Below are 25,577 nucleotides of genomic sequence, written 5' to 3'. Positions count from 1 at the left end.
ATAATAGCAAATGGAAGGAGAGTGCATATGTCATTAACAAATGAACAACAAGAGCGATTTCAAATTTTGCTCCAGCAGTTGCAAATACCAGACGACCTTATAAATCAATATTTACAAGGCGGTGGTATTGAAAGGCTCGTTATTGATAAAGCGAATAAAAGTTGGCATTTTGATTTACAAGTGCCACGTATTTTGCCTACAGAATTATATGAATTGCTAGAAACAAAGCTTAAGCAATCATTTTCTCATATTGCAAGAACAACATTTGCATTAGAAACAGAGAATAAACAATTTACAGAAGAAGAAGTGAGGGCGTATTGGCCGCTTTGTACGGAACGAATTACATTTTCACCTATGTTCGCATACTTAAAGAAGCAGCTTCCACAGGTGAATGGAGTGAAGTTGCTAATAAATGTGAATAATGAGCTGGAGTCTACTGCTTTAAAGAAAAACGTTGCGAAACCAGTAGGGGATCAATACGAAGTTTTTGGATTCCCGCGTTTCCAGTTAGACACACATATACAGCAAAATACAGAAGAAATGCAAAAGTTTCGTGAGCAAACGCAGCAAGAAGACCGCGAGCGTGTTATACAAGCTATGGAAGAAATGGCGAAGAAGCAAGCTGAAGAAAGCAGCGTTGTGTATGAAGGACCGATTACACTCGGGTATCTTATTAAGCCAGATGAAGAGATTACACCGATGCGAGAAATTCAAGATGAAGAAAGAAGAAAAACGGTTCAAGGATATGTCTTCCATGTAGAAACAAAAGAGCTTCGTAGTGGACGTACGTTATTAACTTTAAAAATAACGGATTATACGGATTCTATTATGATCAAAATGTTCTCGCGTGACAAAGAAGATATTCCAATGCTGCAATCCTTGAAAAAAGGAATGTGGGTGAAAGCGCGTGGTTCTGTTCAAAACGATACATTCGTTCGTGATTTAGTAATGATTGCAAATGATATTAATGAAATAACAGGGCCGTCTCGTAAAGATAAAGCGCCAGAAGGCGAAAAGCGTGTAGAACTTCATCTTCACACTCCGATGAGCCAAATGGATGCTGTTACTCCTGTTTCTAGGCTTGTTGCCCAAGCAGGTAAATGGGGACATGAAGCTATTGCGGTTACAGACCATGCTGTGGCTCAGTCGTTCCCGGAGGCATATTCTGCGGGGAAAAAGGCTGGAGTTAAAGTTATATACGGTGTAGAAGCGAATTTAGTTAATGATGGTGTACCGATAGCGTATAACGAAGCGCATCGTTTACTTGCAGAGGAAACGTATGTTGTTTTCGACGTTGAGACGACAGGTTTATCAGCTGTATACGATACAGTCATTGAGTTGGCTGCCGTAAAAGTAAAGGGTGGCGAAATCATTGATCGCTTTGAATCTTTCGCAAATCCACATCAACCATTATCAGCGACGATTATTGAATTAACAGGTATTACAGATGATATGTTAACCGATGCACCAGAAGTGGACGAAGTGTTTAAAAAGTTTGAGGAATGGATGGGCGATCATACACTTGTTGCCCATAACGCGAGCTTTGATATGGGCTTTATTAACGTAGGTTTTAAAAAGGCTGGACTAGAAAAAACGAATAACCCAGTTATTGATACGTTAGAACTTGCACGATTCCTATTCCCAGAGATGAAAAATCATCGATTAAATACGATGTGTAAAAAACTTGATATTGAATTAACGCAACATCACCGTGCGATTTATGATACAGAAGCGACGGGATATTTACTTGTGAAAATGTTGAAAGACGTAATTGAAAAGGGATTTGAATATCATGATCAATTAAATGATAGCATGGGACAAGGGGATGCGTATAAGCGTGGCCGTCCAAGTCATATGACATTACTTGCCACATCGGATGTGGGGTTAAAAAATCTCTATAAACTTGTTTCCTATTCGCATCTAAATTACTTTTACCGTGTACCACGTGTGCCGAGGTCACTATTAAAAAAATACCGTGAAGGAATTTTAGTAGGAACGGCTTGTGATAAAGGTGAAGTGTTCGAGGCAATGATGCAAAAGGCACCTGAAGAGGTAGAAGAAATTGCCCAGTTCTATGACTACATTGAAGTAATGCCTCCAGAGGTGTTACGTCATTTAGTAGAACGTGAACTTGTTCGAGATGAAGGTCAATTAAAAACAATTATTTCTAACTTAGTAAAACTAGGTGAGACGTTAGATAAACCAGTTGTTGCTACAGGAAACGTGCATTATTTAGACCCTGAGGATGCAATGTATCGTAAAATTTTAGTCAGTTCGCAGGGCGGAGCCAATCCGTTAAATCGACATTCATTACCGCCAGTACATTTCCGTACAACTGATGAAATGTTAGAATGTTTTTCATTCTTAGGTGAAGACAAAGCGAAAGAAGTTGTTGTAACAAATACACAAAAGGTTGCGTCATTAATTGGTGATGTGCATCCAGTAAAAGACGATCTATACACACCGAAAATTGAAGGTGCTGATGATGAAACGCGTGATATGAGTTATAAAATGGCGCGTAGCATTTATGGTGAAGAGCTACCGGAAATTGTAGAAGCACGTTTAGAAAAAGAATTAAAAAGTATTATTGGGCATGGATTCGCCGTAATTTATTTAATTTCACATAAGCTTGTGAAAAAATCGTTAGTAGACGGATATTTAGTAGGTTCGCGTGGATCGGTAGGATCATCATTTGTTGCAACGATGATGGAAATTACAGAAGTAAACCCATTACCACCACACTATGTATGTCCGAAGTGTAAGCAATCAGAATTCTTTAATGATGGTTCTGTAGGTTCTGGTTTTGACTTACCGGATAAAGAATGTCCTGCTTGTAATATTCCATATGTAAAAGATGGACATGACATTCCGTTCGAAACGTTCCTTGGATTTAAAGGAGATAAGGTACCCGATATCGATTTGAACTTCTCCGGGGAATACCAACCACGTGCCCATAACTATACGAAAGTACTGTTCGGTGAAGATTATGTATATCGTGCAGGAACGATTGGTACAGTTGCGGAAAAAACTGCTTATGGTTATGTAAAAGGTTATGCAAATGATCATAACTTAACGATTCGAAATGCAGAGATAGATCGGTTAGTTGCAGGTTGTACAGGGGTAAAACGTACAACCGGACAGCATCCAGGTGGTATTATCGTTGTGCCAGATTACATGGATATTTTTGATTTTTCACCAATTCAGTTCCCGGCAGATTCAATAGGTGCTGAGTGGAGAACGACACACTTTGATTTCCACTCGATTCATGATAATTTATTGAAACTTGATATACTAGGACACGATGATCCGACCGTTATTCGTATGTTACAAGATTTAAGTGGTATTGATCCGAAAACAATCCCAACGGACGATCCAGAAGTAATGAAAATTTTCTCTGGGCCAGAATCGTTAGGCGTAACGGAGGAACAAATTAACTGTAAAACAGGTACACTTGGTATACCAGAGTTTGGTACGAAATTCGTAAGGCAGATGTTAGAAGAGACGAAACCTACGACATTCTCTGAGTTAGTCCAAATTTCTGGATTATCACATGGTACGGACGTATGGCTTGGTAATGCAAACGAGTTAATTTATAACGGTACATGTACGCTGAGTGAAGTTATTGGTTGTCGTGATGACATCATGGTATATTTAATCTATCAAGGTTTAGATCCATCGTTAGCCTTCAAAATCATGGAGTCGGTTCGTAAAGGTAAGGGTGTACCGGAAGAATGGGAAGAGGATATGAAAAATAATAATGTACCAGGTTGGTATATTGATTCATGTAAGAAGATTAAATACATGTTCCCTAAAGCCCATGCGGCTGCTTACGTACTTATGGCTGTACGTATCGCGTACTTTAAAGTGCATTTTGCACTTTTATTCTATGCGGCATATTTTACAGTTCGTGCAGATGATTTTGATGTAGAAGCGATGGCGAAAGGTTCAGCATCCATACGCGTAAAAATTGACGAAATTGCTCAAAAAGGATTGGATGCAGCGCCGAAAGAGAAGAGTTTATTAACTGTACTAGAAATGACACTTGAAATGTGTGAGCGTGGATACTCATTCCAAAAGGTTGATTTATACCGCTCGCATGCAACAGAATTTATTATTGATGGAGACTCATTAATTCCTCCATTTAATGCAGTGCCTGGTCTTGGTACAAACGCAGCTTTAAGTATTGTAGAAGCACGTAAAAATGGAGACTTCCTATCAAAAGAAGACTTACAGCAGCGCAGTAAGGTTTCAAAAACAATTATTGAGTATTTAGATAGTCAAGGTTGTCTAGGAGATTTACCGGATCAAAACCAATTATCACTGTTCTAACAGGTAGGAAAAGTCTTTGCAAATCAATATTTGCTATGGTATACTATAAACCGAGATAACCATGTCATGTATATTTTGTGAAAAAGAGAGTGGGGAAACCCACTCTTTCGTGTTACTATCTACATTTTATTTATGTGGATAGTAAAGATATTTCTGTCGTATATACATATTTTGTTACAAGTTTTACTTCTTAAATTTGGTAATACTAAGACAGATATTCCCTGCTTAACGGCAGGGGCTTTTGTTAGCTAACGAGAAAGAATAAGATAGACCGTCTTAATGAACGGGATCTTTTCTTGTAAATGGTACATGGCGGCAGGAAGGAGGCTGTTTATGGATAAGAAAGTCACAGAAGTTGTAGAAGCATTTGCGCAGCCGATCGTTGAAGAGTTAAATCTTGAACTTGTAGATGTAGAGTATGTGCAAGAAGGACAAGACTGGTTCTTACGCGTATTCATCGATTCTGAAAAGGGAGTCGACATTGAAGAATGCGGTGCGGTAAGTGAACGTTTAAGCGAAGCTTTAGATAAAGAGGACCCAATTCCTCATCTTTACTTTTTGGATGTATCATCTCCTGGAGCGGAACGCCCATTAAAGAAAGAGAAAGACTTCCAGCAAGCGGTAGGGAAACAAGTGGCAATTAAAACATATGAGCCGATTGATGGTGAAAAGATGTTTGAAGGAAAGCTACTTTCCTACGACGGTATTACAATTACACTACTATTAACAATTAAAACACGTAAAAAAGAAATCCAAATTCCAATGGATAAAGTTGCCAATGCGCGACTTGCTGTTACGTTTTAGTAAGAAGGGGGATCTTCATGAGCACTGAGTTGTTAGATGCTTTGCTCGTTTTAGAGTCAGAAAAAGGTATTAGCAAAGATATTATTATTGATGCAATTGAAGCAGCATTAATCTCTGCTTATAAACGCAATTTTAACCAAGCACAAAACGTTCGTGTGAGCTTTAACCCAGAAGTGGGAACAATTCAAGTTTTAGCACGTAAAGACGTTGTCGATAATGTGTTTGATCCACGTCTTGAAATCTCTGTAGAAGAGGCAAGACAAATTAATCCAAACTACCAAGATGGCGACGTACTAGAAATTGAAGTAACGCCAAAAGATTTTGGTCGTATTGCAGCACAAACTGCAAAACAAGTTGTAACACAACGAGTTCGTGAGGCGGAACGTGGTGTTATTTATTCAGAATTTAGTGATCGTGAAGAAGACATTATGGTTGGTATTGTACAGCGCCAAGATGCTCGTTTCATCTATGTAAGCTTAGGGAAAGTAGAAGCTTTATTACCTGTAAGTGAGCAAATGCCAAATGAGCAATATAAACCACATGATCGTATTCGCGTATTTATTACAAAAGTAGAAAAAACAACGAAAGGACCACAAATTTACGTATCACGTACACATCCTGGTCTTTTAAAACGTTTATTCGAAATGGAAGTTCCAGAAATTTATGATGGAACTGTAGAAATTCGCTCTGTAGCGCGTGAAGCAGGCGATCGTTCGAAAATTTCTGTGTATGCAGAGAATATCGATGTTGATCCAGTAGGTTCTTGTGTAGGACCGAAAGGACAACGTGTACAACGCATTGTAGATGAACTAAAAGGCGAAAAAATTGACATCGTTCGCTGGTCAAATGATCCAGTTGAATATGTTGCAAATGCTTTAAGTCCATCACAAGTTGTTAAAGTACTTGTAGATGAAGAAGAAAAAGCAACAACTGTTGTTGTTCCAGACCACCAGCTTTCATTAGCAATTGGTAAGCGTGGACAAAATGCACGTCTTGCAGCTAAATTAACAGGCTGGAAAATTGATATTAAAAGTGAGTCTGATGCGAAACAACTTGGTATTGTAACAGATGAAGATAGCGTAATCGCATTCGGATTCGATTCAGTTGAAGACGAAATCGAATAGAGGTGATGAGTATGAGCAATCGAAAAGTTCCGTTACGAAAATGTATTGCGACGCAAGAGATGAAATCAAAACGAGAGCTCGTTCGCATTGTTCGTTCCAAAGAGGGCGAAGTGTCTATTGATTTATCAGGAAAAAAATCAGGACGAGGTGCATATTTGTCAAAAGATAAAGAATGCATTATTCAAGCCCAAAAGAAAAATATTTTGGAACATCATCTAAAAGCGAAAATCGACAGTTCTCTGTACGAAGAGCTTCTTGAGCTTGTTGAGAAGGAGTCGAAGTAAGTGTCCGATTGGAAATCGTTTTTAGGACTAGCAAACCGCGCTCGAAAAATTATTTCGGGTGAAGAACTCGTTTTAAAAGAAGTACGAAGTGGCAAAGCAAAGCTAGTATTGCTTTCTGAAGATGCGTCAGCGAACACTACAAAACGTATCATTGATAAAACCACGTACTACAACATACCAATGAGAAAAGTCGAAAATCGACAACAATTAGGGCATGCGATTGGGAGAGACGAGCGAGTCGTTGTAGCTGTGTTAGATGAAGGCTTTGCGAAAAAGCTACGTAGCATGCTCGATACAAATTACCGGGGGTGAAGGTATGAGTAAAATTCGAGTACATGAATATGCAAAAAAAAATAATATCTCAAGTAAAGATCTTATGACAAAACTAAAAGAGATGAATATCGAGGTTTCGAATCATATGACAATGTTAGAAGACGAAGTAGTAAACAAATTAGATAATCAATATAACACTGGGGCAGAAAAACCTTCTGTTGCAGATGAGTTTGAAGTAGAAGAGAAAGTTGTTCGCAGTAAAAAGAACAGCAATAAGAAGAAGAAAAAAGGCAAAGGAAATGAAGACAAACGTCAAGAAAACTTTGCTGGAAGACAACAAACACAAATAGTAGAAACACCAGATAAAATTACTTTCTCTGGAAGCCTTACAGTAGGTGAACTTGCTAAAAAGTTAAGCAAAGAGCCATCTGAAATTATTAAAAAGCTCTTCATGATAGGAATTATGGCAACAATTAACCAAGACTTAGATAAAGATACAATTGAGTTAATTGCTACTGATTACGGTATTGAAGTAGAAGAAGAAGTAGTTGTAAGTGAAACTGAATTTGAAACATTCATCGATGAGCAAGATGATGAAGAAAACTTAAAAGAGCGTCCAGCTGTTGTTACAATTATGGGACACGTTGACCATGGTAAAACAACTTTACTTGACTCTATCCGTAATTCAAAAGTAACTGCTGGCGAAGCGGGTGGAATTACTCAACATATTGGTGCATACCAAGTTGAAGTAAATGATAAGAAAATTACATTCTTAGATACGCCTGGTCACGCAGCATTTACAACGATGCGTGCTCGTGGTGCGCAAGTAACGGATATTACAATTCTTGTTGTTGCAGCTGATGACGGTGTTATGCCACAAACAGTTGAAGCAATTAGCCATGCGAAAGCAGCTGGAGTACCAATTATTGTTGCTGTGAATAAAATGGATAAACCAGCGGCAAATCCTGATCGTGTAATGCAAGAATTAACAGAATATGAATTAGTTCCAGAAGCTTGGGGCGGAGACACAATTTTCGTACCAATTTCTGCGATTCAAGGCGAGGGAATTGACAACTTGCTAGAAATGATTCTTCTTGTGAGTGAAGTAGAAGAATATAAAGCAAATCCAAATCGCTATGCAACTGGTACTGTAATTGAAGCGCAGCTTGATAAAGGTAAAGGAACTATCGCGACATTACTTGTTCAAAACGGTACACTTCGAGTTGGAGATCCAATTGTTGTTGGAACATCATTCGGTCGTGTTCGTGCGATGGTAAGTGATATTGGTCGTCGTGTAAAAGTTGCTGGTCCATCAACTCCTGTTGAAATTACAGGTTTAAATGAAGTACCACAAGCCGGAGATCGTTTCATGGCATTCGCTGATGAGAAGAAAGCTCGTCAAATCGGTGAATCACGTGCACAAGAAGCGTTACTTGCTCAACGTGGTGAGAAATCTAAATTAAGCCTTGAAGATTTATTCCAACAAATCCAAGAGGGCGATGTAAAAGAAATTAACTTAATTGTGAAAGCAGACGTACAAGGTTCTGTAGAAGCAATGGCAGCATCACTTCGTAAAATTGATGTTGAAGGCGTAAAAGTAAAAATTATCCATACAGGCGTAGGTGCGATTACAGAATCTGATGTTATTTTAGCTTCTGCATCTAATGCAATTATAATTGGATTTAACGTACGCCCTGATGTGAATGCGAAGCGTACAGCTGAATTAGAGAACGTTGATGTTCGTTTACACCGTATTATCTATAAAGTAATCGAAGAAATCGAATCAGCAATGCAAGGTATGCTGGATCCAGAATTCGAAGAAAAAGTAATCGGTCAAGCGGAAGTACGTCAAACGTTCAAAGTAACAAAAGTTGGAACAATCGCAGGTTGTTACGTAATCGACGGTAAAATTACACGTGATAGTGGCGTTCGTATTATCCGTGATGGCGTAGTAGTTTTCGAAGGACAACTTGATACGTTAAAACGTTTCAAAGACGACGTAAAAGAAGTTGCACAAAACTATGAGTGTGGTATTACAATTGAGAGATATAATGATCTTAAAGAAGGGGACATCATTGAAGCGTACATTATGGAAGAAGTGAAGCGATGATTATCGCTTCACTCTCATTCGAGTGTATGATTTACGATGTGCATTCTTTAAAAGAGAAACGAGCAATTTTGCAAAGGGTGCTAACTCGTGTGAAGCAGCGTTATAACGTAGCTGTTTCAGAAGTAGGGCATCAAGATGTATGGCAACGTACAGAAATTGCAATTGTTTCCGTATCCTCAAATCGTGTTATCTGTGAAAAAGAAATGAATCGTGTACTTGAGTACATCGATTCATTTCCTGAAATTGAACGTACGATAACACAATTGGAATGGTACTGAATGAGGTGAAGAATTATGAAATTACGTGCAAACCGTGTAGGCGAGCAAATGAAAAAAGAATTAGGCGACATAATCAGTCGTAAAATTAAAGATCCACGTGTCGGATTTGTTACAGTAACAGATGTACAAGTGAGTGGAGATTTACAAATTGCTACAGTATATATTTCTGTTTTAGGTGATGAAGAACAGAAAGAAAGTACATTAAAAGGTTTAGCGAAGGCAAAAGGCTTCATTCGTTCAGAAATTGGCCAACGTATTCGTCTTCGTAAAACACCGGAAATTTCCTTTGAATTTGATGAGTCTATCGGATATGGTCATCGAATTGATACACTTTTACATGAAATTAATAAAGAAGGTAAACGTGAAGAATAATGGATAGACATATGTCTATCCATTTTTTCAATGCAAAATAAGTTTTGGATATTTATTATGAAAGAATTATGATGAGGTGAACATATATGGAAGGTGTAGTATTATTACATAAGCCAAAAGGCATGACGTCACATGATTGTGTATTTAAATTAAGAAAGATTTTACGTGAGAAACGAATTGGTCATACGGGAACATTAGATCCAGATGTAACGGGTGTATTACCGATTTGTGTTGGTAAAGCAACGAAAATTGCACAATTTTTAACAAGTGAGACGAAAACGTATGAAGGTGAAGTAACATTAGGATTTTCTACGACGACTGAAGATGCTTCGGGTGAAGTTGTAGAAACGAAAAATGTGGATCGTGTTATTACACGAAAAGAAGTAGAAAATGTTCTTGCAAAGTTAACAGGAACAATTGAACAAATGCCACCGATGTTTTCAGCTGTAAAAGTAAACGGGAAAAAACTATACGAATATGCTAGAGCAGGTCAAGAGGTTGAACGTCCAGTTCGTACAATTACAATTCACGAATTTGTATTACTTGATGAACGTGAAGTTTTTGAAGGGGAAAACATTTCATTCCGTTTCCGTGTAACGTGTAGTAAAGGTACATATGTAAGAACGCTAGCAGTAATGATTGGTGAAAAACTTGGTTTTCCATCACACATGTCCCATCTTGTAAGAACGGCATCTGGTGAATTTTTACTAGAAGATTGCATATCATTTGAAGAAATTGAAGAAAACGTGCAAAATGGAACAGTAGAGTCTATCTTCATTTCAATCGATGAAGCGTTAAGTAAGTTTCCAAAAATGGTTGTAGATGAAAAGCAAGCAGAAAAAATAAAAAATGGTATGTTCTTAAAGAATGAATTAGAAATAACAGCACCATTTATTACAGTATTTGATAAAAATGATTGTTGCTTAGCGATTTATGAGCATCATCCAAAACACCCTGGTATGCTAAAGCCAATGAAAGTACTTGTGAATAATCAAGAACTAAAGCTATAATGAATTATCGGAAGGATTATTACAGAAAAAGGTGAATTCAAGCGTGAAACTTATTCATTTAACTCATCCACATGAACAAAATAAATTAGAATTACCACCTACTGTAATGGCATTAGGATTTTTTGATGGCATTCATTTAGGACATCAATGTGTGATTCGAACTGCGAAGCAAATAGCGGATGAACGGGGATATAAAAGTGCAGTTATGACATTTTATCCTCACCCATCTGTTGTTTTAGGAAAAAAGGAAGCGCATGTGGAGTATATTACACCAATGCGTGATAAAGAAAAAATAGTCGAAAGTTTAGGAATCGATATATTATATGTTATTAAATTTGATGAATCATTTGCAGGATTATTACCACAACAATTTGTAGATGATTATATTATTGATTTAAACGTAAAGCATGTAGTAGCAGGCTTTGATTATTCATATGGACGTTTAGGGAAAGGGAAGATGGAGACTTTACCATTTCATGCAAGAGGGGAGTTTACACAGACCGTGATCGAAAAAGTTGAATATCAAGAAGAAAAAGTAAGTTCTACTTCATTACGAAAGTTAATTCGAAATGGAGAAATGGAGCAGATTCCATCTATTTTAGGGAGAGCTTATACGGTAGAAGGAACAGTTGTGCACGGTGATAAGCGTGGACGCCAAATTGGCTTTCCAACTGCAAATGTAGGTTTAAGTGATGAATATCTACTCCCACCTGTAGGTGTATATGCAGTGAGATTAAAAGTTCACGATGAATGGCACGATGGCGTATGTAATATTGGATATAAACCAACTTTTAAAGAGAATGAACGCCAATTATCTATTGAAGTACATCTATTTGAATTTAATAAAGATATATACGATCAAAGTGTCACGGTGGAGTGGCATATGCGTATAAGAGAAGAAAAAAAGTTTAATGGTATTGATGAGTTAGTTGCACAAATTGCGAAAGATAAGAAAATCGCCCAAGAATATTTTTCAAGCGCAAAGAATATACTTGCTTTTTCAAATGAAAAGTAGTATTCTATGTTATGTACTTTATGACAACCATTGCTTGGCATTGCGACTCACCGACGCTTGCTAGGTAATTGGGGGTTTAATTATTAGGAGGTGAAATAGGATGGCTTTAACACAAGAGCGTAAAAATGAAATCATTGCACAATTTAGAACTCATGAGACTGATACTGGTTCTCCAGAGGTTCAAATTGCTGTCCTAACGGAGCAAATTAACACTCTAAACGAGCACTTACGTACTCACAAGAAGGATCATCATTCACGTCGTGGTCTATTAAAGATGGTTGGTAAACGTCGTAACTTACTTACTTACCTTCGTAATAGCGATATCACACGTTACCGTGAATTAATCACAAAGCTTGGCTTACGTCGATAGTCAGAGAAGCGGGAATATTCCCGCTTTTTTGTTAGGTAAAAATATATCTTCTACTCTTTATAGCTTATTAAATTTTCGGCAATACTAGAGGAAAGAATATTGTGATATACTATCCATTTACATAGAAGAATTGAATATTTTAAATTGAGAGGGGTACTTAAATGAGTCAGGAAAAGCAAGTCTTCTCGATAGATTTAGCTGGTCGTCAGCTAACAATTGAAACAAGTCAGCTTGCAAAACAAGCGAACGGAGCAGTATTAGTAAGATATGGCGACACAGCAGTTCTATCTACAGCAACTGCATCAAAAGAGCCAAAAAATGTAGATTTCTTCCCGCTTACAGTAAACTATGAAGAGCGTTTATATGCAGTCGGAAAAATTCCAGGCGGCTTTATTAAGCGTGAAGGCCGTCCAAGTGAAAAAGCAATTTTGGCAAGTCGTTTAATCGACCGTCCAATTCGTCCACTTTTCGCAGATGGTTTCCGTAACGAAGTACAAGTTGTCAGCATTGTAATGAGTGTTGATCAAGATTGTTCTTCTGAAATGGCAGCTATGTTTGGTTCTTCATTAGCGTTATCGATTTCAGATATTCCATTTGAAGGCCCAATCGCTGGTGCAACAGTTGGTCGTATTAATGGCGAGTTCGTTATTAATCCAACAGTAGAACAGCAAGAACAAAGTGATATTCACCTAGTTGTAGCTGGTACGAAAGATGCAATTAACATGGTTGAAGCAGGAGCAGATCAAGTACCTGAAGAAACAATGTTAGAAGCAATTATGTTTGGTCATGACGAAATTAAACGTCTAATTGCATTCCAAGAAGAGATTGTACAAGCTGTAGGTAAAGAGAAATTAGCAGTAAAACTTTATGAAGTTGATGCTGATCTTAATCAAGCTGTACGTGAAATGGCTGAGAAAGATATGCATTCAGCGATTCAAGTACATGAAAAGCATGCACGTGAAAATGCAATTAACGAAGTGAAAAAGCGTGTAATTGAACATTACGAAGCGCAGGAAGCTGACGCTGACACATTAGGACAAGTAAATGAGATTTTATATAAAATTGTAAAAGAAGAAGTACGTCGTCTTATTACAGTTGAAAAAATCCGCCCAGATGGCCGTAAAGGTGACGAAATCCGTCCATTAGCATCAGAGGTTGGCATTTTATCTCGTACACACGGTTCTGGTCTGTTCACACGTGGACAAACACAAGCATTAAGTATTTGTACATTAGGTGCATTAGGCGATGTACAAATTTTAGATGGTCTTGGTGTAGAAGAATCAAAACGCTTTATGCACCATTACAATTTCCCATCATTTAGTGTTGGTGAAACAAGACCGATGCGTGGACCAGGTCGTCGTGAAATTGGTCACGGTGCACTAGGAGAACGTGCTCTTGAGCCTGTAATTCCATCTGAAAAAGATTTCCCATATACAGTACGTCTTGTATCTGAAGTTTTAGAATCAAATGGTTCTACTTCACAAGCAAGTATTTGTGGTAGTACTTTAGCAATGATGGATGCGGGTGTTCCACTGAAAGCTCCAGTTGCTGGTATTGCAATGGGTCTAGTTAAATCTGGTGAGCATTACACAATTTTATCTGATATTCAAGGTATGGAAGATCATTTAGGTGATATGGACTTTAAAGTAGCAGGTACAGCAAAAGGTGTAACTGCACTGCAAATGGACATTAAAATCGATGGTCTATCTCGTGAAATTTTAGAAGAGGCATTACAACAAGCGAAAGTTGGTCGTGTGCACATTCTAAATCATATGTTATCTGTTATTGCAGAGCCACGTACTGAATTATCAGCGTATGCTCCAAAGATTATTACAATGACAATTAACCCAGATAAAATCCGTGACGTTATTGGACCGAGCGGTAAACAAATTAATAAAATTATTGAAGAAACTGGCGTTAAAATTGACATCGAGCAAGATGGTACAGTATTCATTTCTTCAATAAATCAAGAAATGAATGACAAAGCTAAGAAAATTATCGAAGATATCGTTCGTGAAGTACAAGTAGGTGAAATCTACGAAGGAAAAGTGAAACGTGTTGAGAAATTCGGTGCTTTCGTTGAATTATTCAGCGGTAAAGATGGATTAGTCCACATTTCTGAACTGGCACTTGAGCGTGTAGGTAAAGTAGAAGACGTTGTGAAAATCGGTGATGTAATTACAGTTAAAGTTATCGAGATTGACAAGCAAGGTCGTGTGAACTTATCTAGAAAAGTATTGCTAAAAGAAGAGCAAGAAAAAGAAGCTGCGAAAGAAGAAAATAAACAAGAGCAGCAATAAGTAAAAGCCAGTTAAACTGGCTTTTTTTGTTATGTAAAAAACATGATTTGCATATATTTTTATGTCAGTATAGGTATAGTTTTCATCATAACGCTCAAATTAACAAAGATAAGAAGAAAATGGTTTTCTTTTTATATAGTTAATGGGAGGGTTTATATGAAAGTTCGTATATTTGCATACATATTAATATTTTCTTTATATGTTGGTTTAGGCTCTTATTCCGTTTTTGCTCAAGATAGTTTGTATGAAGAAATTCAAAAACATGCAAAACAGTATGAGGTTGTCCCGCAAAATGCGGTGATTGATAAGATTTGGAAAGCGACACCAGGATATAATGGAAGACAAGTGGATGTAGAAGCATCCTACAATAATATGAAGACGCTCAAGAAGTTTGATCAACAACAACTTAAATTCAAGGAAGTATCACCGAGTGTTCATCTAAAAGATTTACCACCAGCTCCCATTTATCGAGGGCACCCAAATAAAAAAATGGTGGGATTAACAATTAATGTGGCATGGGGCAATGAGTATTTGCCTCGTATATTAGAGATATTGAAAAAACATGATGTGAAGGCGACTTTCTTTTTAGAAGGACGTTGGGTGAAAGAAAATTTGAGGTTTGCAAAAATGATTGTAGATGCGAATCAAGAAGTAGGAAATCATTCTTACACACACCCGAATATGAAAACGTTATCTTCGGAGGAAATAAGAGAGCAATTGCAAAAAACGAATCAAATGATAGAAGTAGCTACGAATCAAAAGGTGAGATGGTTTGCTCCTCCAAGTGGAAGTTTTCGGGATGAGGTAGTAAAGATAGCAGATGATTTTCAAATGGGTACGATTATGTGGACGGTAGATACAATTGATTGGAAGCGACCAGAACCAGGCGTACTATTGCAGAGAGTAATGCGGAAAATACATCCAGGTGCTATCGTGCTGATGCATCCTACTTCATCTACAACGGAAGCATTAGAAACTATGATTAAAAATTTGAAGGAACAAGGATATAAAGTGGGGAATATAACAGAATTACTGGATGAAAAACGTGTAGATTAAATACATTTGCATGACATTCATCCTTAAACTTGTTATCATTAAATAATAGCAATTATTTAGAGAAACTGGCATTAGGAGGAAAGTTTTTGATTAAAAAATATACGTGTAAAAATGGTGTAAGAATTGTTATGGAGAATATTCCAACTGTACGCTCAGTTGCGATTGGTATATGGATCCATGCAGGTTCAAGAAATGAAAATGAAAAAAACAATGGGGTTTCGCACTTTTTAGAGCACATGTTCTTTAAAGGGACAGAAACACGTAGCGCGCGAGAAATTGCAGAATCATTTGATAGCATTGGCGGACAAGTAAATGCTTTTACTTCAAAAGAATATACATGTTACTATGCAAAGGTGTTAGATGAGCACGCTAAATACGCGTTAGACGTTTTAGCAGATATGTTCTTTAATTCAACATTTGATGAGGAAGAACTGAAAAAAGAGAAGAATGTTGTATGTGAAGAAATAAAAATGTACGAAGATGCGCCAGATGATATTGTGCATGATATGTTAACGAAAGCGACATATGAAACGCATCCGCTTGGATATCCTATTTTAGGAACAGAAGAAACACTTGAAACATTTACAGGTGATACGTTACGTCAATATATAAAAGATCATTACACACCTGAAAATGTAGTTGTATCAATTGCAGGTAATATTGATGAATCATTTTTACAAATTGTAGAGCAATATTTCGGTAATTACGAAGGTACAACAAATCGTGAACAAGTACATAGCCCAATTTTCCATTTCAATAAAGTAGCACGTAAGAAGGAAACAGAACAAGCTCATTTATGTTTAGGATATAAAGGCTTGCAAATGGGACACGAAGATATTTATAACTTAATTGTATTAAATAATGTTTTAGGCGGTAGTATGAGTAGCCGTTTATTCCAAGAAGTACGTGAGCAACGTGGATTGGCGTACTCAGTATTCTCTTATCACTCTTCTTATGAAGATACAGGGATGTTAACGCTTTACGGTGGAACAGGTAGCCAACAATTAGATACACTGTATGAAACAATGCAAGAGACGTTAAATACGTTGAAAAATACAGGTATTACAGAAAAAGAGCTTGTTAATAGTAAAGAACAATTAAAAGGAAACTTAATGTTAAGTTTAGAAAGTACGAATAGTCGTATGAGCCGTAACGGTAAAAACGAACTACTTCTTCGTAAACATCGTTCTCTTGATGAGATTATTGAAAGTGTAAACACTGTAACAAAACAAAATGTAGACGAATTAATTCGTAACATGTTTACAGATGAATTCTCTGCAGCACTTATTAGTCCGGATGGAAAACTACCAAAAGGAATGAAACTTTAATTGGTGTTGTGATTCATTTGTTTTCAGAAATAACCGTATCTCTTTTAAAGGAGATATGGTTATTTTTTTTATATATGCAGAATAGGTACTTATTATAGGAAGGCTTTGATAAAAAAGATAAGGGGGAGATTTCATGCGTTTAAGTGAATTAAGTGGTAAAGAGATTGTGGATTTAGAAAGAGCGGAAAGAATGGGAGTTTTAGGACACGCAGATTTAGAAATTAATGAACGAGATGGACGAATACAAGCTCTTATTATACCTGCTGGGAAGTGGGGAGGTTTTAAAAGAGAACAGCAAGAAGTGAGGGTCGAATGGAACCAAATTAAGAAAGTGGGACATGATATGATACTTTGTGATTTTACAAACCATTCAAAATCAGAGTGAAAGATGACCATTTTGGTTGTCTTTTTTTTATCTTTATATAAAGAAGATAAATCATGTGTGCTTTTTGTTTTTCAATCACCTCAAACTCGTACATTACATATGATGTGGAGGAAAAAGAAAAAGTAGGCATTTTTCTTATAAATGAAAGAAAAAGAAGGTGAATTAGGGAATGTTGACTGAGATGCATATCGCTGTCATAGGAGGAGATGCACGGCAGCTAGAAGTAATTCGCAAGTTAGTTGAACTAGATGCGAAACTTTCATTAATAGGGTTTGAACAGCTAGATCATGGCTTCACTGGGGCAGCAAAAGAAAGTATACAGGATTTAAATTTCGCTGCTTTAGATGCCATTATTTTGCCAGTTGCAGGGACGAATGCCAAAGGAGAAGTAGATACTATTTTTTCAAATGAAAAAGTTTCTATAACGCAAGAGCAAATTGAAAAGACACCAGAACACTTTACTATATATTCAGGTATCGGAACACCTTATTTGGAGAATCTTGTATCTACTACGAATCGAAAACTTGTAAAATTATTTGATCGTGATGATGTTGCAATTTATAACTCTATTCCGACTGTAGAAGGTACACTAATGATGGTTATTCAACATACTGATTATACAATTCATGGATCGAATGTAATGGTTTTAGGGTTTGGTAGAACTGGTATGAGTGTAGCAAGAGCCTTTCAATCATTAGGAGCACATGTCAAAGTAGGAGCGAGACGATCGGAACATATTGCTCGTATTACAGAAATGATGTTTTCTCCTTTTCATATGCAAGACATAGAAAAAGAAGTAGGTAATATCGATATTGTGATTAACACAATTCCGCATCTCGTTGTGACAGCGAATGTTATTTCAAAAATGCCAGCTCATACGTTAGTAATTGATTTAGCTTCTAAACCAGGCGGTACCGACTTTAGATATGCGGAAAAAAGAGGAGTCAAGGCGTTGTTAGCACCTGGTTTGCCGGGTATTGTTGCTCCGAAAACAGCCGGACAAATTTTAGCGAACGTTCTTTCTCAGTTACTAGCAGAAGGTGCAATAGCAAGAAAGGAGAATGGGGAATGAATTTAAAAGGGAAAAGAATAGGATTTGGTTTTACAGGTTCACATTGTACGTATGAGGAAGTGATGCCTCATTTAGAAAAATTAATTGCTGAGGGAGCAGAAGTACGTCCCGTTGTTTCTTACACTGTTCAATCAACAAATACTAGATTTGGAGAAGGAGAAGAGTGGATTAAAAAGATTGAAGAAATAACAGGTTTTAAGGCAATTAATTCAATTGTTGGCGCAGAACCACTAGGACCTAAAATTCCACTAGACTGCATGGTGATTGCACCACTAACAGGAAATTCTATGAGTAAATTTGCAAATGCAATGACAGACTCTCCAGTACTAATGGCAGCAAAAGCGACGCTAAGAAATGGAAAGCCTGTTGTGTTAGCTGTTTCGACGAATGATGCTTTAGGGCTTAATGGGGTGAACCTCATGCGCCTAATGGCTACAAAAAACATCTACTTCGTCCCATTCGGCCAAGATGCACCAGAGAAAAAACCGAACTCAATGGTAGCTCGTATGGAGTTACTTGAAGATACAGTATTAGAAGCACTGCAAGGGAAACAATTGCAACCTGTTGTTGTAGAAAAATTCAGATATATGAATTAAAAAACGAAAAAAAACGGACAATTTTTGATGAAACCATCATTCTTACTGTAGAATATGATAAAATTAACGTTATTAAGATTGGGAGGGGCATTTTTAGCTCCTTCTAATTCTAAGTTATAGAAGGATTGGTATCTAGAAAGGGGCATAGTGATGGAAAAGCAAAAAACTTTTCATGTCGCTGTAGTTGGAGCAACCGGCGCAGTTGGTGAACAAATGTTAAATACTTTAGAGAAACGAGAATTTCCAATTGGGAAGTTAACGTTACTTTCATCTAAACGATCTGCAGGTAAGAAACTTGTATTTAAAGGCGAAGAATTTACAGTTCAAGAGGCAACTCCTGAAAGTTTTGAAGGAGTAGATATTGCACTATTTAGTGCAGGTGGATCTGTATCGAAACAATTAGCGCCAGAAGCAGCAAAGCGCGGTGCAATTGTTGTTGATAATACAAGCGCATTCCGTATGACAGAAAACGTGCCACTTGTTGTACCTGAAGTAAATGAAAATGACTTAAAAGAGCATAATGGTATCATTGCAAATCCAAATTGTTCTACAATTCAAATGGTAGTAGCTCTTGAGCCAGTTCGTCAGCAATATGGTTTAAAACGAGTAATCGTTTCCACATACCAAGCTGTATCAGGTGCTGGTGCAGCAGCTATTGAAGAACTTCATGAACAATCACAAGCAATCTTAAATGGAGAAGAAGTTAAAGCGAATGTTTTACCTGTATCAGGTGATGAGAAGCATTTCCAAATCGCTTTTAATGCTATTCCACAGATTGATAAATTCCAAGATAATGGATTTACATTTGAAGAAATGAAAATGATTAATGAAACGAAAAAAATTATGCATATGCCAGAACTAGAAGTAGCTGCGACATGTGTACGTTTACCAGTTGTATCAGGTCATTCGGAATCTGTGTACATTGAAGTGGAAAAAGAAGGCGTTACAGTAGAAGAATTAAAGAACTTACTTGCAAATGCAGAAGGGATTGTACTGCAAGATAATCCAGCAGAACAATTATACCCAATGCCAGCTACTGCAGTAGGTAAAAACGAAGTATTCGTTGGAAGAATCCGTAAAGATTTAAATAACGATAAAGGATTCCACCTTTGGGTCGTATCTGATAACTTATTAAAAGGCGCTGCATGGAATTCGGTTCAAATTGCAGAGCGCTTAGTAAAATTACAATTAGTGTAAACGGCTAAGAGAAGGTGCAAAATATGAAAATAATTGTTCAAAAATTTGGTGGCACATCAGTACGTGATGAAAATGGACGTAAGCATGCGCTTCATCATATAAAAAAATCGTTAGATGCGGGTTATAAAGTAGTTACTGTCGTATCTGCTATGGGCCGTAAAGGTGAACCATATGCAACTGATACTTTGTTAAGTCTTGTAAATAAAGAGGAATCTAACATTTCTAATCGTGAGCAAGATTTATTATTATCATGCGGAGAATTAATCTCAGCAATCGTCTTCTCTAATATGTTAAATGAGAACGGTATAAAAGCAGCAGCGTTAAATGGTGCACAAGCTGGTTTTGTAACAAATGATGATTTTACGAATGCTAAGATTATTGAAATGAATTGTGATCGCGTACATGAAGAGTTAAAAAATGTAGATGTAATCGTCGTTACAGGATTCCAAGGACAAACGAAAAAAGGTGATACGACAACACTTGGACGCGGAGGTAGCGATACTTCAGCTTCAGCGTTAGGTGTTGCGCTTCATGCTGAATATATCGATATCTTCACAGATGTAGAAGGTGTTATGACTGCGGATCCTCGTATTGTGAAAGATGCACGCCATCTTCAAACTGTAACGTACAATGAAATTTGTAACATGGCATATCAAGGTGCAAAAGTCGTTCATCCACGTGCAGTTGAAATTGCGATGCATGCAAAAGTGCCGCTTCGTGTACGTTCTACGTATTCTGATAGTGAAGGTACGCTTATTTCAGCATCTGACGGTGCTACAAAAGGCCGTGATGTAGAAGAACGGCCTGTTACAGGTATCGCTCACGTATCAAATGTGACGCAAATCAAAGTGCTTGCAAAAGAAACGGCATATGATTTGCAACAGCATGTGTTTAAAGAAATGGCGAATGAAGGAATAAGTGTCGATTTAATTAACATTTCACCTACTGGAGTAGCTTATACGGTGAGTGATAATGTATCAAGTCGTGCAGTTGAATTATTAAATAATCTTGGATATGAGCCAATTGTGACAGAGCATTGTGCAAAAGTATCTATTGTAGGAGCTGGAATGGCAGGATACCCAGGGGTTACTGCGAAAATCGTTACAGCTTTAGCGGAAAAAGGTATTCAAATTCTGCAATCAGCAGATAGTCATACGACAATTTGGGTTCTTGTAAAAGAAACCGATTTAGTGGAGGCTGTAAATGCATTACATAGTGCGTTTGAGCTTTCAAAAGAAAAGCAACTGGAACAATAAGGAGTGAGACCATGATAGATTTTGGGACAATTGCAACCGCGATGGTAACACCGTTTGATATAAACGGGAATATCGATTTTGCAAAGACAACGAAATTGGTAAATTATTTAATTGATAACGGTACAACAGCAATCGTGGTAGGAGGAACGACAGGTGAATCTCCTACATTAACTTCAGAAGAAAAAGTAGCGTTATATCGCCATGTCGTATCTGTTGTCGATAAAAGGGTGCCCGTAATCGCTGGAACAGGTAGCAATAATACGCATGCTTCTGTTGAGCTAACAAAAAAGGCGACTGAAGTTGGTGTTGATGCAGTAATGCTAGTGGCACCGTATTATAACAAACCGAGCCAAGAAGGGATGTATCAGCACTTTAAAACAATTGCTGAAAGCACTCCGCTTCCGGTTATGCTATATAACGTTCCAGGACGATCTATTGTACAAATCTCCGTTGATACAGTTGTTCGTTTATCAGAAATAGAAAACATTGTTGCGATTAAAGATGCAGGCGGCGATGTGCTAACAATGACAGAAATCATTGAAAAAACAGCGGACGACTTTGCAGTATACAGCGGTGATGATGGTTTAACGTTACCAGCTATGGCAATTGGAGCAAAAGGTATTGTTTCTGTAGCATCTCATGTTATCGGCAATGAAATGCAAGAAATGATTGCTGCATTCCAAGCTGGAGAGTTCAAAAAAGCGCAGAAATTACATCAATTACTAGTAAGAGTAACAGATGCACTATTTATGGCGCCAAGCCCAACACCAGTAAAAACAGCAATGCAAATGGTTGGATTAGATGTAGGTTCGGTACGTTTACCACTTCTTCCATTAACAGAAGAAGAAAGAGTAACGTTACAATCTGTAATGCAATCTATTCCTCGTTAATAAAAATGACCTAGTGTGAAACTAGGTCATTTTTATTTTTTAAATTATGTGAAGTAAATTCACCTAGAGTTAATAGGTTGTAGGGGAAGCAGAAATAACATTTAATTTGTTATAAACTGATTGCAGAGTTAATATATTATGAAACATTTTAGTGCATAGAGTTTAATATTCATGCAAAGAAATCGCATGAATATTTTTCCATTAGACTCTTATGGAGTAGGAAAAATAATAAAGATGATATGAATTTCGCCCTCGTAATTTATAACCTCATTTTAGTGTCTTCTCTTGTCTTTCGCATAATTTAACTTGTGTTCTATTTCTTGTATCAGGTATAATATGGCTAAGTAGCTTAGTACGGGTATGCTTAGCAAAATTGGAAAAAATTATGATTTAATGAAATTTTCATATCATATCGAATAAGATATTTGATTTATATAATGAAAGAGAGGTGAAACCTGGTTTAAAAAATAAACAAGAACATGATATCGCATAACGGTAAGGACATTCGTCTTGGACGGTGAATATATGGTGGTTGCAGAGTTTCCCCTGGTGTCTCTGCAATTTTGGTGAAATCAGTGTTTGCAAGATTTTTAAACCAGGCAACAACATGAAGAGAAAAGAGAATGAGTCTGTTAAAGTATTTGCTCTTGGTGGAGTAGGTGAAATCGGAAAAAACATGTACTGTGTTGAAATTGATTCTGAAATCTTTATTGTAGATGCAGGATTGATGTTCCCGGGAGATGAAATGTTTGGAATTGATATTGTTATTCCTGACATTACATATTTAGTAGAAAATCAAGAGCGAGTAAAAGGATTATTCATTACTCACGGTCATGAGGATCATATTGGTGGAATTGTTTATGTACTTCGCAAATTATCTATTCCAGTATACGCGACGAAATTAACGGTAGGGCTTATACAAGAAAAGCTTGGCGAAGCGGGGATGTTAGGCCGTGTAGACTTAAAAACAATTGACTCGAATTCAACTATAGAGTTTAATTCAACAACTGTGTCATTCTTTGGAACGACACATAGTATTCCGGATTCTGTTGGTGTTTGTTTCCATACATCAAAAGGTGCTGTAGTGTATACAGGAGACTTTAAATTTGATCAAACTCCAATTGGAAATAATGGAGCAGATCTTGGGAAAATGGCGCAAATCGGAAACGAAGGCGTGCTTTGCTTACTATCTGATAGTACAAACGCTGAACGTCCTGGTTATACAGGTTCAGAAAAAGAAGTTGGTATAGAGATTTCAAAAGTGTTCTATAGTGCAGAAGGTCGTATTATTGTTGCTTCATTTGCATCGAATGTACATCGTATCCAACAAGTATTTGATGCAGCTGGTGAAACAGGACGAAAAGTAGCGGTAGTAGGACGCAGTATGGTAAAAGTGGTAGACATTGCAAGACGTCTTGGTTATTTAGAGGTTCCAGAAGGTATGATTATTTCATTACAAGAAGTGGACAATTTCCCAGAGAAAAAGGTAGCTATTTTAACAACAGGTAGTCAAGGTGAGCCAATGGCAGCCCTTTCTAGAATGGCGAAGCAAGCTCATAAACAAATTTCAATTCGTAAAGGTGATACGGTTATTATTGCAGCTTCTCCTATTCCAGGGAATGAAATATCTGTATCGAAAATTATTGATTTGTTATTTAGAGCTGGAGCTGAAGTTATTTATTACGGTGAAAGAAAAGTTCACGTTTCAGGTCATGGTAGCCAAGAAGAATTAAAACTGATGTTGAATTTAATGAAGCCGAAATATTTTGTACCCGTACATGGTGAGTTCCGTATGCAAAAAGCACATGCATATTTAGCGGAAGATGTAGGTATTGCGAGAGAAAATATCTTTATTGTAGAAAAAGGCGATGTAATTGCTTTTGGCGATGAAGAAGCAAACTTAGTTGGTAAAGTGCAAGCTGGCAATGTTTTAATTGATGGATTAGGTGTTGGCGACGTTGGTAATATTGTTCTTCGAGATAGAAAGATGTTATCTCAAGATGGAATTTTAGTTGTTGTTGTGACACTTGGTAAAGATGAAAAGAAAATCATCTCTGGTCCAGAAATTATTTCACGCGGTTTCGTATATGTACGTGAATCAGAAGCATTGATCGAACGTTCTACAGATATTGTACGTATGATTGTTGAACAATCTATTAAAGAATATTCAATTGAATGGTCTATGTTAAAACAAAATATTCGTGAATTATTAGGGCAGTTCTTGTACGAAGAAACGAAGAGAAAGCCAATGATTTTACCGATTATTATGGAAGTATAAAAAAGATCACCTTTACGGGTGATCTTTTTCTTTTTTGACCCTATCGAATGAAATTTATAACTTAAGAAATAATAGTTATATACGAGTGAAAGGGGATACGATATGACAGAACGTGATCGTTATACAAATGAAGAAAAAGAAGCTGAGCCGAAAGAAATTCCGAAAGAAGCTTCTATAGTGGAGAAAATTCAACAACTTGGACAGACGAATGTACCGCAAATGAATGAATCGCGTATTCATTGTTTAACAATTGTTGGGCAGGTGGAAGGTCATATTCAGTTGCCGCCACAAAATAAAACAACAAAATATGAGCACATCATTCCGCAAATTGTCGCGATCGAACAAAATCCGAAAATTGAAGGCTTACTTTTAATATTAAATACAGTTGGAGGTGACGTTGAAGCTGGGTTAGCAATTTCTGAAATGGTGGCTTCGATTTCAAAACCAACTGTCTCTCTTGTTTTAGGAGGAGGGCATTCAATTGGTGTACCGATTGCGGTCTCAACTGATTATTCATTTATTGCCGAAACAGCGACGATGACAATTCATCCGATTCGTTTAACAGGTCTTGTTATAGGTGTGCCGCAAACATTTGAGTATTTGGATAAAATGCAAGAAAGAGTCATTCGATTTGTGACAAAGCATTCGAAAGTAACGGAAGATCGTTTTAAAGAGCTTATGTTTGCAAAAGGGAATTTGACGCGAGATATTGGGACGAATGTAATAGGTGGAGATGCAGTGAAGTATGGTCTTATAGATGATGTCGGTGGTATTGGTAGCGCGCTGCGGAAGTTAAACGAATTAATTGATACGCGTGGGGACAATCAGACAGAAGGGACAATGCTACAATGATTTTATATACAATTATGCCAGAGCAACTTGTATATCCGGCCGATTATTCACAATGCGAAAGTCAAAAAGTTGTGAATGTAAATGGCGTGGAATTAATGGTTTCTGAGGAGGATAATCAATGTTACTCGATTGTACGTGTGTTAAGTACGAATCCGTCTCACTACCTAGAGTTTGAGCCTGGACAGAAAATTACCTTTTAGCAAAAAGAAGGATTTTGTTTAGAAGCTATGGTATAATATAAAAAACAAGACGGTTGAGCAGCCATGAGTAGGCTGCTTTCTTCTGTTTATTTAACATTTTACAAGAAGTGTAAAAATAGAAGATATAAAGACCAGAAAAATAGAGAGAAAGACATATAAGTAGAGCTTTTTTAGGAAGTTGTACTTAATTTTTAGAAC

Annotated in this window: 23 protein-coding genes; all 23 read left to right on the top strand. The window is 37.1% G+C overall.

The window, feature by feature from the left end:
• Positions 1-27 precede the first annotated feature (27 nt).
• The gene (locus ACP6L7_RS15605) at positions 28-4,329 is read left to right on the top strand and encodes a PolC-type DNA polymerase III (protein ID WP_097830972.1); all 4,302 of its coding nucleotides are present in this window, start codon (positions 28-30) and stop codon (positions 4,327-4,329) included.
• A gap of 333 nt (positions 4,330-4,662) precedes the next feature.
• A complete protein-coding gene (rimP, locus tag ACP6L7_RS15600; RefSeq protein ID WP_097830973.1) occupies positions 4,663-5,133 on the top strand; it encodes a ribosome maturation factor RimP in 471 nt (156 codons plus the stop codon).
• Between the two features lie 17 nt (positions 5,134-5,150).
• Positions 5,151-6,257, top strand: a complete 1,107-nt coding sequence (nusA, locus tag ACP6L7_RS15595; protein WP_097830974.1) for a transcription termination factor NusA — start codon at positions 5,151-5,153, stop codon at positions 6,255-6,257.
• Between the two features lie 11 nt (positions 6,258-6,268).
• Positions 6,269-6,541, top strand: coding sequence for an RNase P modulator RnpM (gene rnpM, locus ACP6L7_RS15590; RefSeq protein ID WP_000071123.1), 273 nt, complete (start codon positions 6,269-6,271; stop codon positions 6,539-6,541).
• A complete protein-coding gene (locus ACP6L7_RS15585; protein WP_001286519.1) occupies positions 6,542-6,853 on the top strand; it encodes a YlxQ family RNA-binding protein in 312 nt (103 codons plus the stop codon).
• 4 nt (positions 6,854-6,857) lie between these two features.
• Positions 6,858-8,924 carry a translation initiation factor IF-2 gene (gene infB / locus ACP6L7_RS15580; protein WP_097830975.1) on the top strand — a complete coding sequence of 689 codons (2,067 nt, stop codon included), beginning with the start codon at positions 6,858-6,860 and terminating at the stop codon, positions 8,922-8,924.
• A complete protein-coding gene (locus ACP6L7_RS15575; RefSeq protein ID WP_000582364.1) occupies positions 8,921-9,202 on the top strand; it encodes a DUF503 domain-containing protein in 282 nt (93 codons plus the stop codon). The genes infB and ACP6L7_RS15575 overlap by 4 nt, the downstream gene beginning before the upstream one ends.
• A 15-nt stretch (positions 9,203-9,217) precedes the next feature.
• Positions 9,218-9,574, top strand: a complete 357-nt coding sequence (rbfA, locus tag ACP6L7_RS15570) for a 30S ribosome-binding factor RbfA (protein WP_000776443.1) — start codon at positions 9,218-9,220, stop codon at positions 9,572-9,574.
• An 86-nt stretch (positions 9,575-9,660) separates the two neighbouring features.
• Positions 9,661-10,584 carry a tRNA pseudouridine(55) synthase TruB gene (gene truB / locus ACP6L7_RS15565; RefSeq protein WP_071746777.1) on the top strand — a complete coding sequence of 308 codons (924 nt, stop codon included), beginning with the start codon at positions 9,661-9,663 and terminating at the stop codon, positions 10,582-10,584.
• A 43-nt stretch (positions 10,585-10,627) separates the two neighbouring features.
• Positions 10,628-11,599: a bifunctional riboflavin kinase/FAD synthetase gene (ribF, locus tag ACP6L7_RS15560; protein ID WP_000766725.1), complete on the top strand. Its 972-nt coding sequence runs from the start codon at positions 10,628-10,630 to the stop codon at positions 11,597-11,599.
• Between the two features lie 100 nt (positions 11,600-11,699).
• Positions 11,700-11,969, top strand: coding sequence for a 30S ribosomal protein S15 (rpsO, locus tag ACP6L7_RS15555; protein ID WP_001229392.1), 270 nt, complete (start codon positions 11,700-11,702; stop codon positions 11,967-11,969).
• A gap of 161 nt (positions 11,970-12,130) precedes the next feature.
• Positions 12,131-14,269, top strand: coding sequence for a polyribonucleotide nucleotidyltransferase (gene pnp, locus ACP6L7_RS15550; protein WP_097830976.1), 2,139 nt, complete (start codon positions 12,131-12,133; stop codon positions 14,267-14,269).
• A gap of 156 nt (positions 14,270-14,425) precedes the next feature.
• A complete protein-coding gene (locus tag ACP6L7_RS15545; protein WP_000868213.1) occupies positions 14,426-15,325 on the top strand; it encodes a polysaccharide deacetylase family protein in 900 nt (299 codons plus the stop codon).
• Positions 15,326-15,411: 86 nt separating this feature from the next.
• Positions 15,412-16,653: a M16 family metallopeptidase gene (locus tag ACP6L7_RS15540; RefSeq protein ID WP_071746773.1), complete on the top strand. Its 1,242-nt coding sequence runs from the start codon at positions 15,412-15,414 to the stop codon at positions 16,651-16,653.
• Between the two features lie 133 nt (positions 16,654-16,786).
• Complete coding sequence (locus ACP6L7_RS15535) at positions 16,787-17,038, top strand: YlmC/YmxH family sporulation protein (RefSeq protein WP_098361638.1); 252 nt, start codon at positions 16,787-16,789, stop codon at positions 17,036-17,038.
• A gap of 169 nt (positions 17,039-17,207) precedes the next feature.
• Complete coding sequence (dpaA, locus tag ACP6L7_RS15530; RefSeq protein WP_016130177.1) at positions 17,208-18,110, top strand: dipicolinic acid synthetase subunit A; 903 nt, start codon at positions 17,208-17,210, stop codon at positions 18,108-18,110.
• Positions 18,107-18,706 (top strand): dipicolinate synthase subunit B, encoded by a 600-nt coding sequence (gene dpaB, locus ACP6L7_RS15525; RefSeq protein ID WP_001049482.1) that lies wholly within the window; start codon positions 18,107-18,109, stop codon positions 18,704-18,706. The genes dpaA and dpaB overlap by 4 nt, the downstream gene beginning before the upstream one ends.
• A gap of 150 nt (positions 18,707-18,856) precedes the next feature.
• Positions 18,857-19,903 (top strand): aspartate-semialdehyde dehydrogenase, encoded by a 1,047-nt coding sequence (gene asd, locus ACP6L7_RS15520; protein ID WP_097830977.1) that lies wholly within the window; start codon positions 18,857-18,859, stop codon positions 19,901-19,903.
• Between the two features lie 23 nt (positions 19,904-19,926).
• Positions 19,927-21,159 (top strand): aspartate kinase, encoded by a 1,233-nt coding sequence (dapG, locus tag ACP6L7_RS15515; RefSeq protein ID WP_097830978.1) that lies wholly within the window; start codon positions 19,927-19,929, stop codon positions 21,157-21,159.
• A gap of 11 nt (positions 21,160-21,170) precedes the next feature.
• The gene (gene dapA / locus ACP6L7_RS15510; protein ID WP_097830979.1) at positions 21,171-22,049 is read left to right on the top strand and encodes a 4-hydroxy-tetrahydrodipicolinate synthase; all 879 of its coding nucleotides are present in this window, start codon (positions 21,171-21,173) and stop codon (positions 22,047-22,049) included.
• A gap of 607 nt (positions 22,050-22,656) precedes the next feature.
• Positions 22,657-24,327 carry a ribonuclease J gene (locus tag ACP6L7_RS15505; protein WP_097830980.1) on the top strand — a complete coding sequence of 557 codons (1,671 nt, stop codon included), beginning with the start codon at positions 22,657-22,659 and terminating at the stop codon, positions 24,325-24,327.
• 102 nt (positions 24,328-24,429) lie between these two features.
• Positions 24,430-25,179 (top strand): translocation-enhancing protein TepA, encoded by a 750-nt coding sequence (tepA, locus tag ACP6L7_RS15500; protein ID WP_097830981.1) that lies wholly within the window; start codon positions 24,430-24,432, stop codon positions 25,177-25,179.
• The gene (locus ACP6L7_RS15495) at positions 25,176-25,379 is read left to right on the top strand and encodes a YlzJ-like family protein (protein ID WP_000605032.1); all 204 of its coding nucleotides are present in this window, start codon (positions 25,176-25,178) and stop codon (positions 25,377-25,379) included. The genes tepA and ACP6L7_RS15495 overlap by 4 nt, the downstream gene beginning before the upstream one ends.
• Positions 25,380-25,577: the final 198 nt, after the last annotated feature.

The organism is Bacillus silvicola (genome assembly GCF_050524305.1).
In the GTDB taxonomy this organism is placed as follows: Bacteria; Bacillota; Bacilli; order Bacillales; family Bacillaceae_G; genus Bacillus_A; species Bacillus_A cereus_AT.
The sequence above is the reverse complement of the archived record's forward strand: the minus strand, read 5'-3'. Positions and strand labels throughout refer to the sequence as shown.

Coding starts and splice junctions, on each gene's coding strand:
- ACP6L7_RS15605 (WP_097830972.1), top strand. CDS start 28: ATGTCATTAACAAATGAACAACAAGAGCGATTTCAAATTTTGCTCCAG.
- rimP (WP_097830973.1), top strand. CDS start 4,663: ATGGATAAGAAAGTCACAGAAGTTGTAGAAGCATTTGCGCAGCCGATC.
- nusA (WP_097830974.1), top strand. CDS start 5,151: ATGAGCACTGAGTTGTTAGATGCTTTGCTCGTTTTAGAGTCAGAAAAA.
- rnpM (WP_000071123.1), top strand. CDS start 6,269: ATGAGCAATCGAAAAGTTCCGTTACGAAAATGTATTGCGACGCAAGAG.
- infB (WP_097830975.1), top strand. CDS start 6,858: ATGAGTAAAATTCGAGTACATGAATATGCAAAAAAAAATAATATCTCA.
- ACP6L7_RS15575 (WP_000582364.1), top strand. CDS start 8,921: ATGATTATCGCTTCACTCTCATTCGAGTGTATGATTTACGATGTGCAT.
- rbfA (WP_000776443.1), top strand. CDS start 9,218: ATGAAATTACGTGCAAACCGTGTAGGCGAGCAAATGAAAAAAGAATTA.
- truB (WP_071746777.1), top strand. CDS start 9,661: ATGGAAGGTGTAGTATTATTACATAAGCCAAAAGGCATGACGTCACAT.
- rpsO (WP_001229392.1), top strand. CDS start 11,700: ATGGCTTTAACACAAGAGCGTAAAAATGAAATCATTGCACAATTTAGA.
- pnp (WP_097830976.1), top strand. CDS start 12,131: ATGAGTCAGGAAAAGCAAGTCTTCTCGATAGATTTAGCTGGTCGTCAG.
- ACP6L7_RS15545 (WP_000868213.1), top strand. CDS start 14,426: ATGAAAGTTCGTATATTTGCATACATATTAATATTTTCTTTATATGTT.
- ACP6L7_RS15535 (WP_098361638.1), top strand. CDS start 16,787: ATGCGTTTAAGTGAATTAAGTGGTAAAGAGATTGTGGATTTAGAAAGA.
- dpaA (WP_016130177.1), top strand. CDS start 17,208: ATGTTGACTGAGATGCATATCGCTGTCATAGGAGGAGATGCACGGCAG.
- dpaB (WP_001049482.1), top strand. CDS start 18,107: ATGAATTTAAAAGGGAAAAGAATAGGATTTGGTTTTACAGGTTCACAT.
- asd (WP_097830977.1), top strand. CDS start 18,857: ATGGAAAAGCAAAAAACTTTTCATGTCGCTGTAGTTGGAGCAACCGGC.
- dapG (WP_097830978.1), top strand. CDS start 19,927: ATGAAAATAATTGTTCAAAAATTTGGTGGCACATCAGTACGTGATGAA.
- dapA (WP_097830979.1), top strand. CDS start 21,171: ATGATAGATTTTGGGACAATTGCAACCGCGATGGTAACACCGTTTGAT.
- ACP6L7_RS15505 (WP_097830980.1), top strand. CDS start 22,657: ATGAAGAGAAAAGAGAATGAGTCTGTTAAAGTATTTGCTCTTGGTGGA.
- tepA (WP_097830981.1), top strand. CDS start 24,430: ATGACAGAACGTGATCGTTATACAAATGAAGAAAAAGAAGCTGAGCCG.
- ACP6L7_RS15495 (WP_000605032.1), top strand. CDS start 25,176: ATGATTTTATATACAATTATGCCAGAGCAACTTGTATATCCGGCCGAT.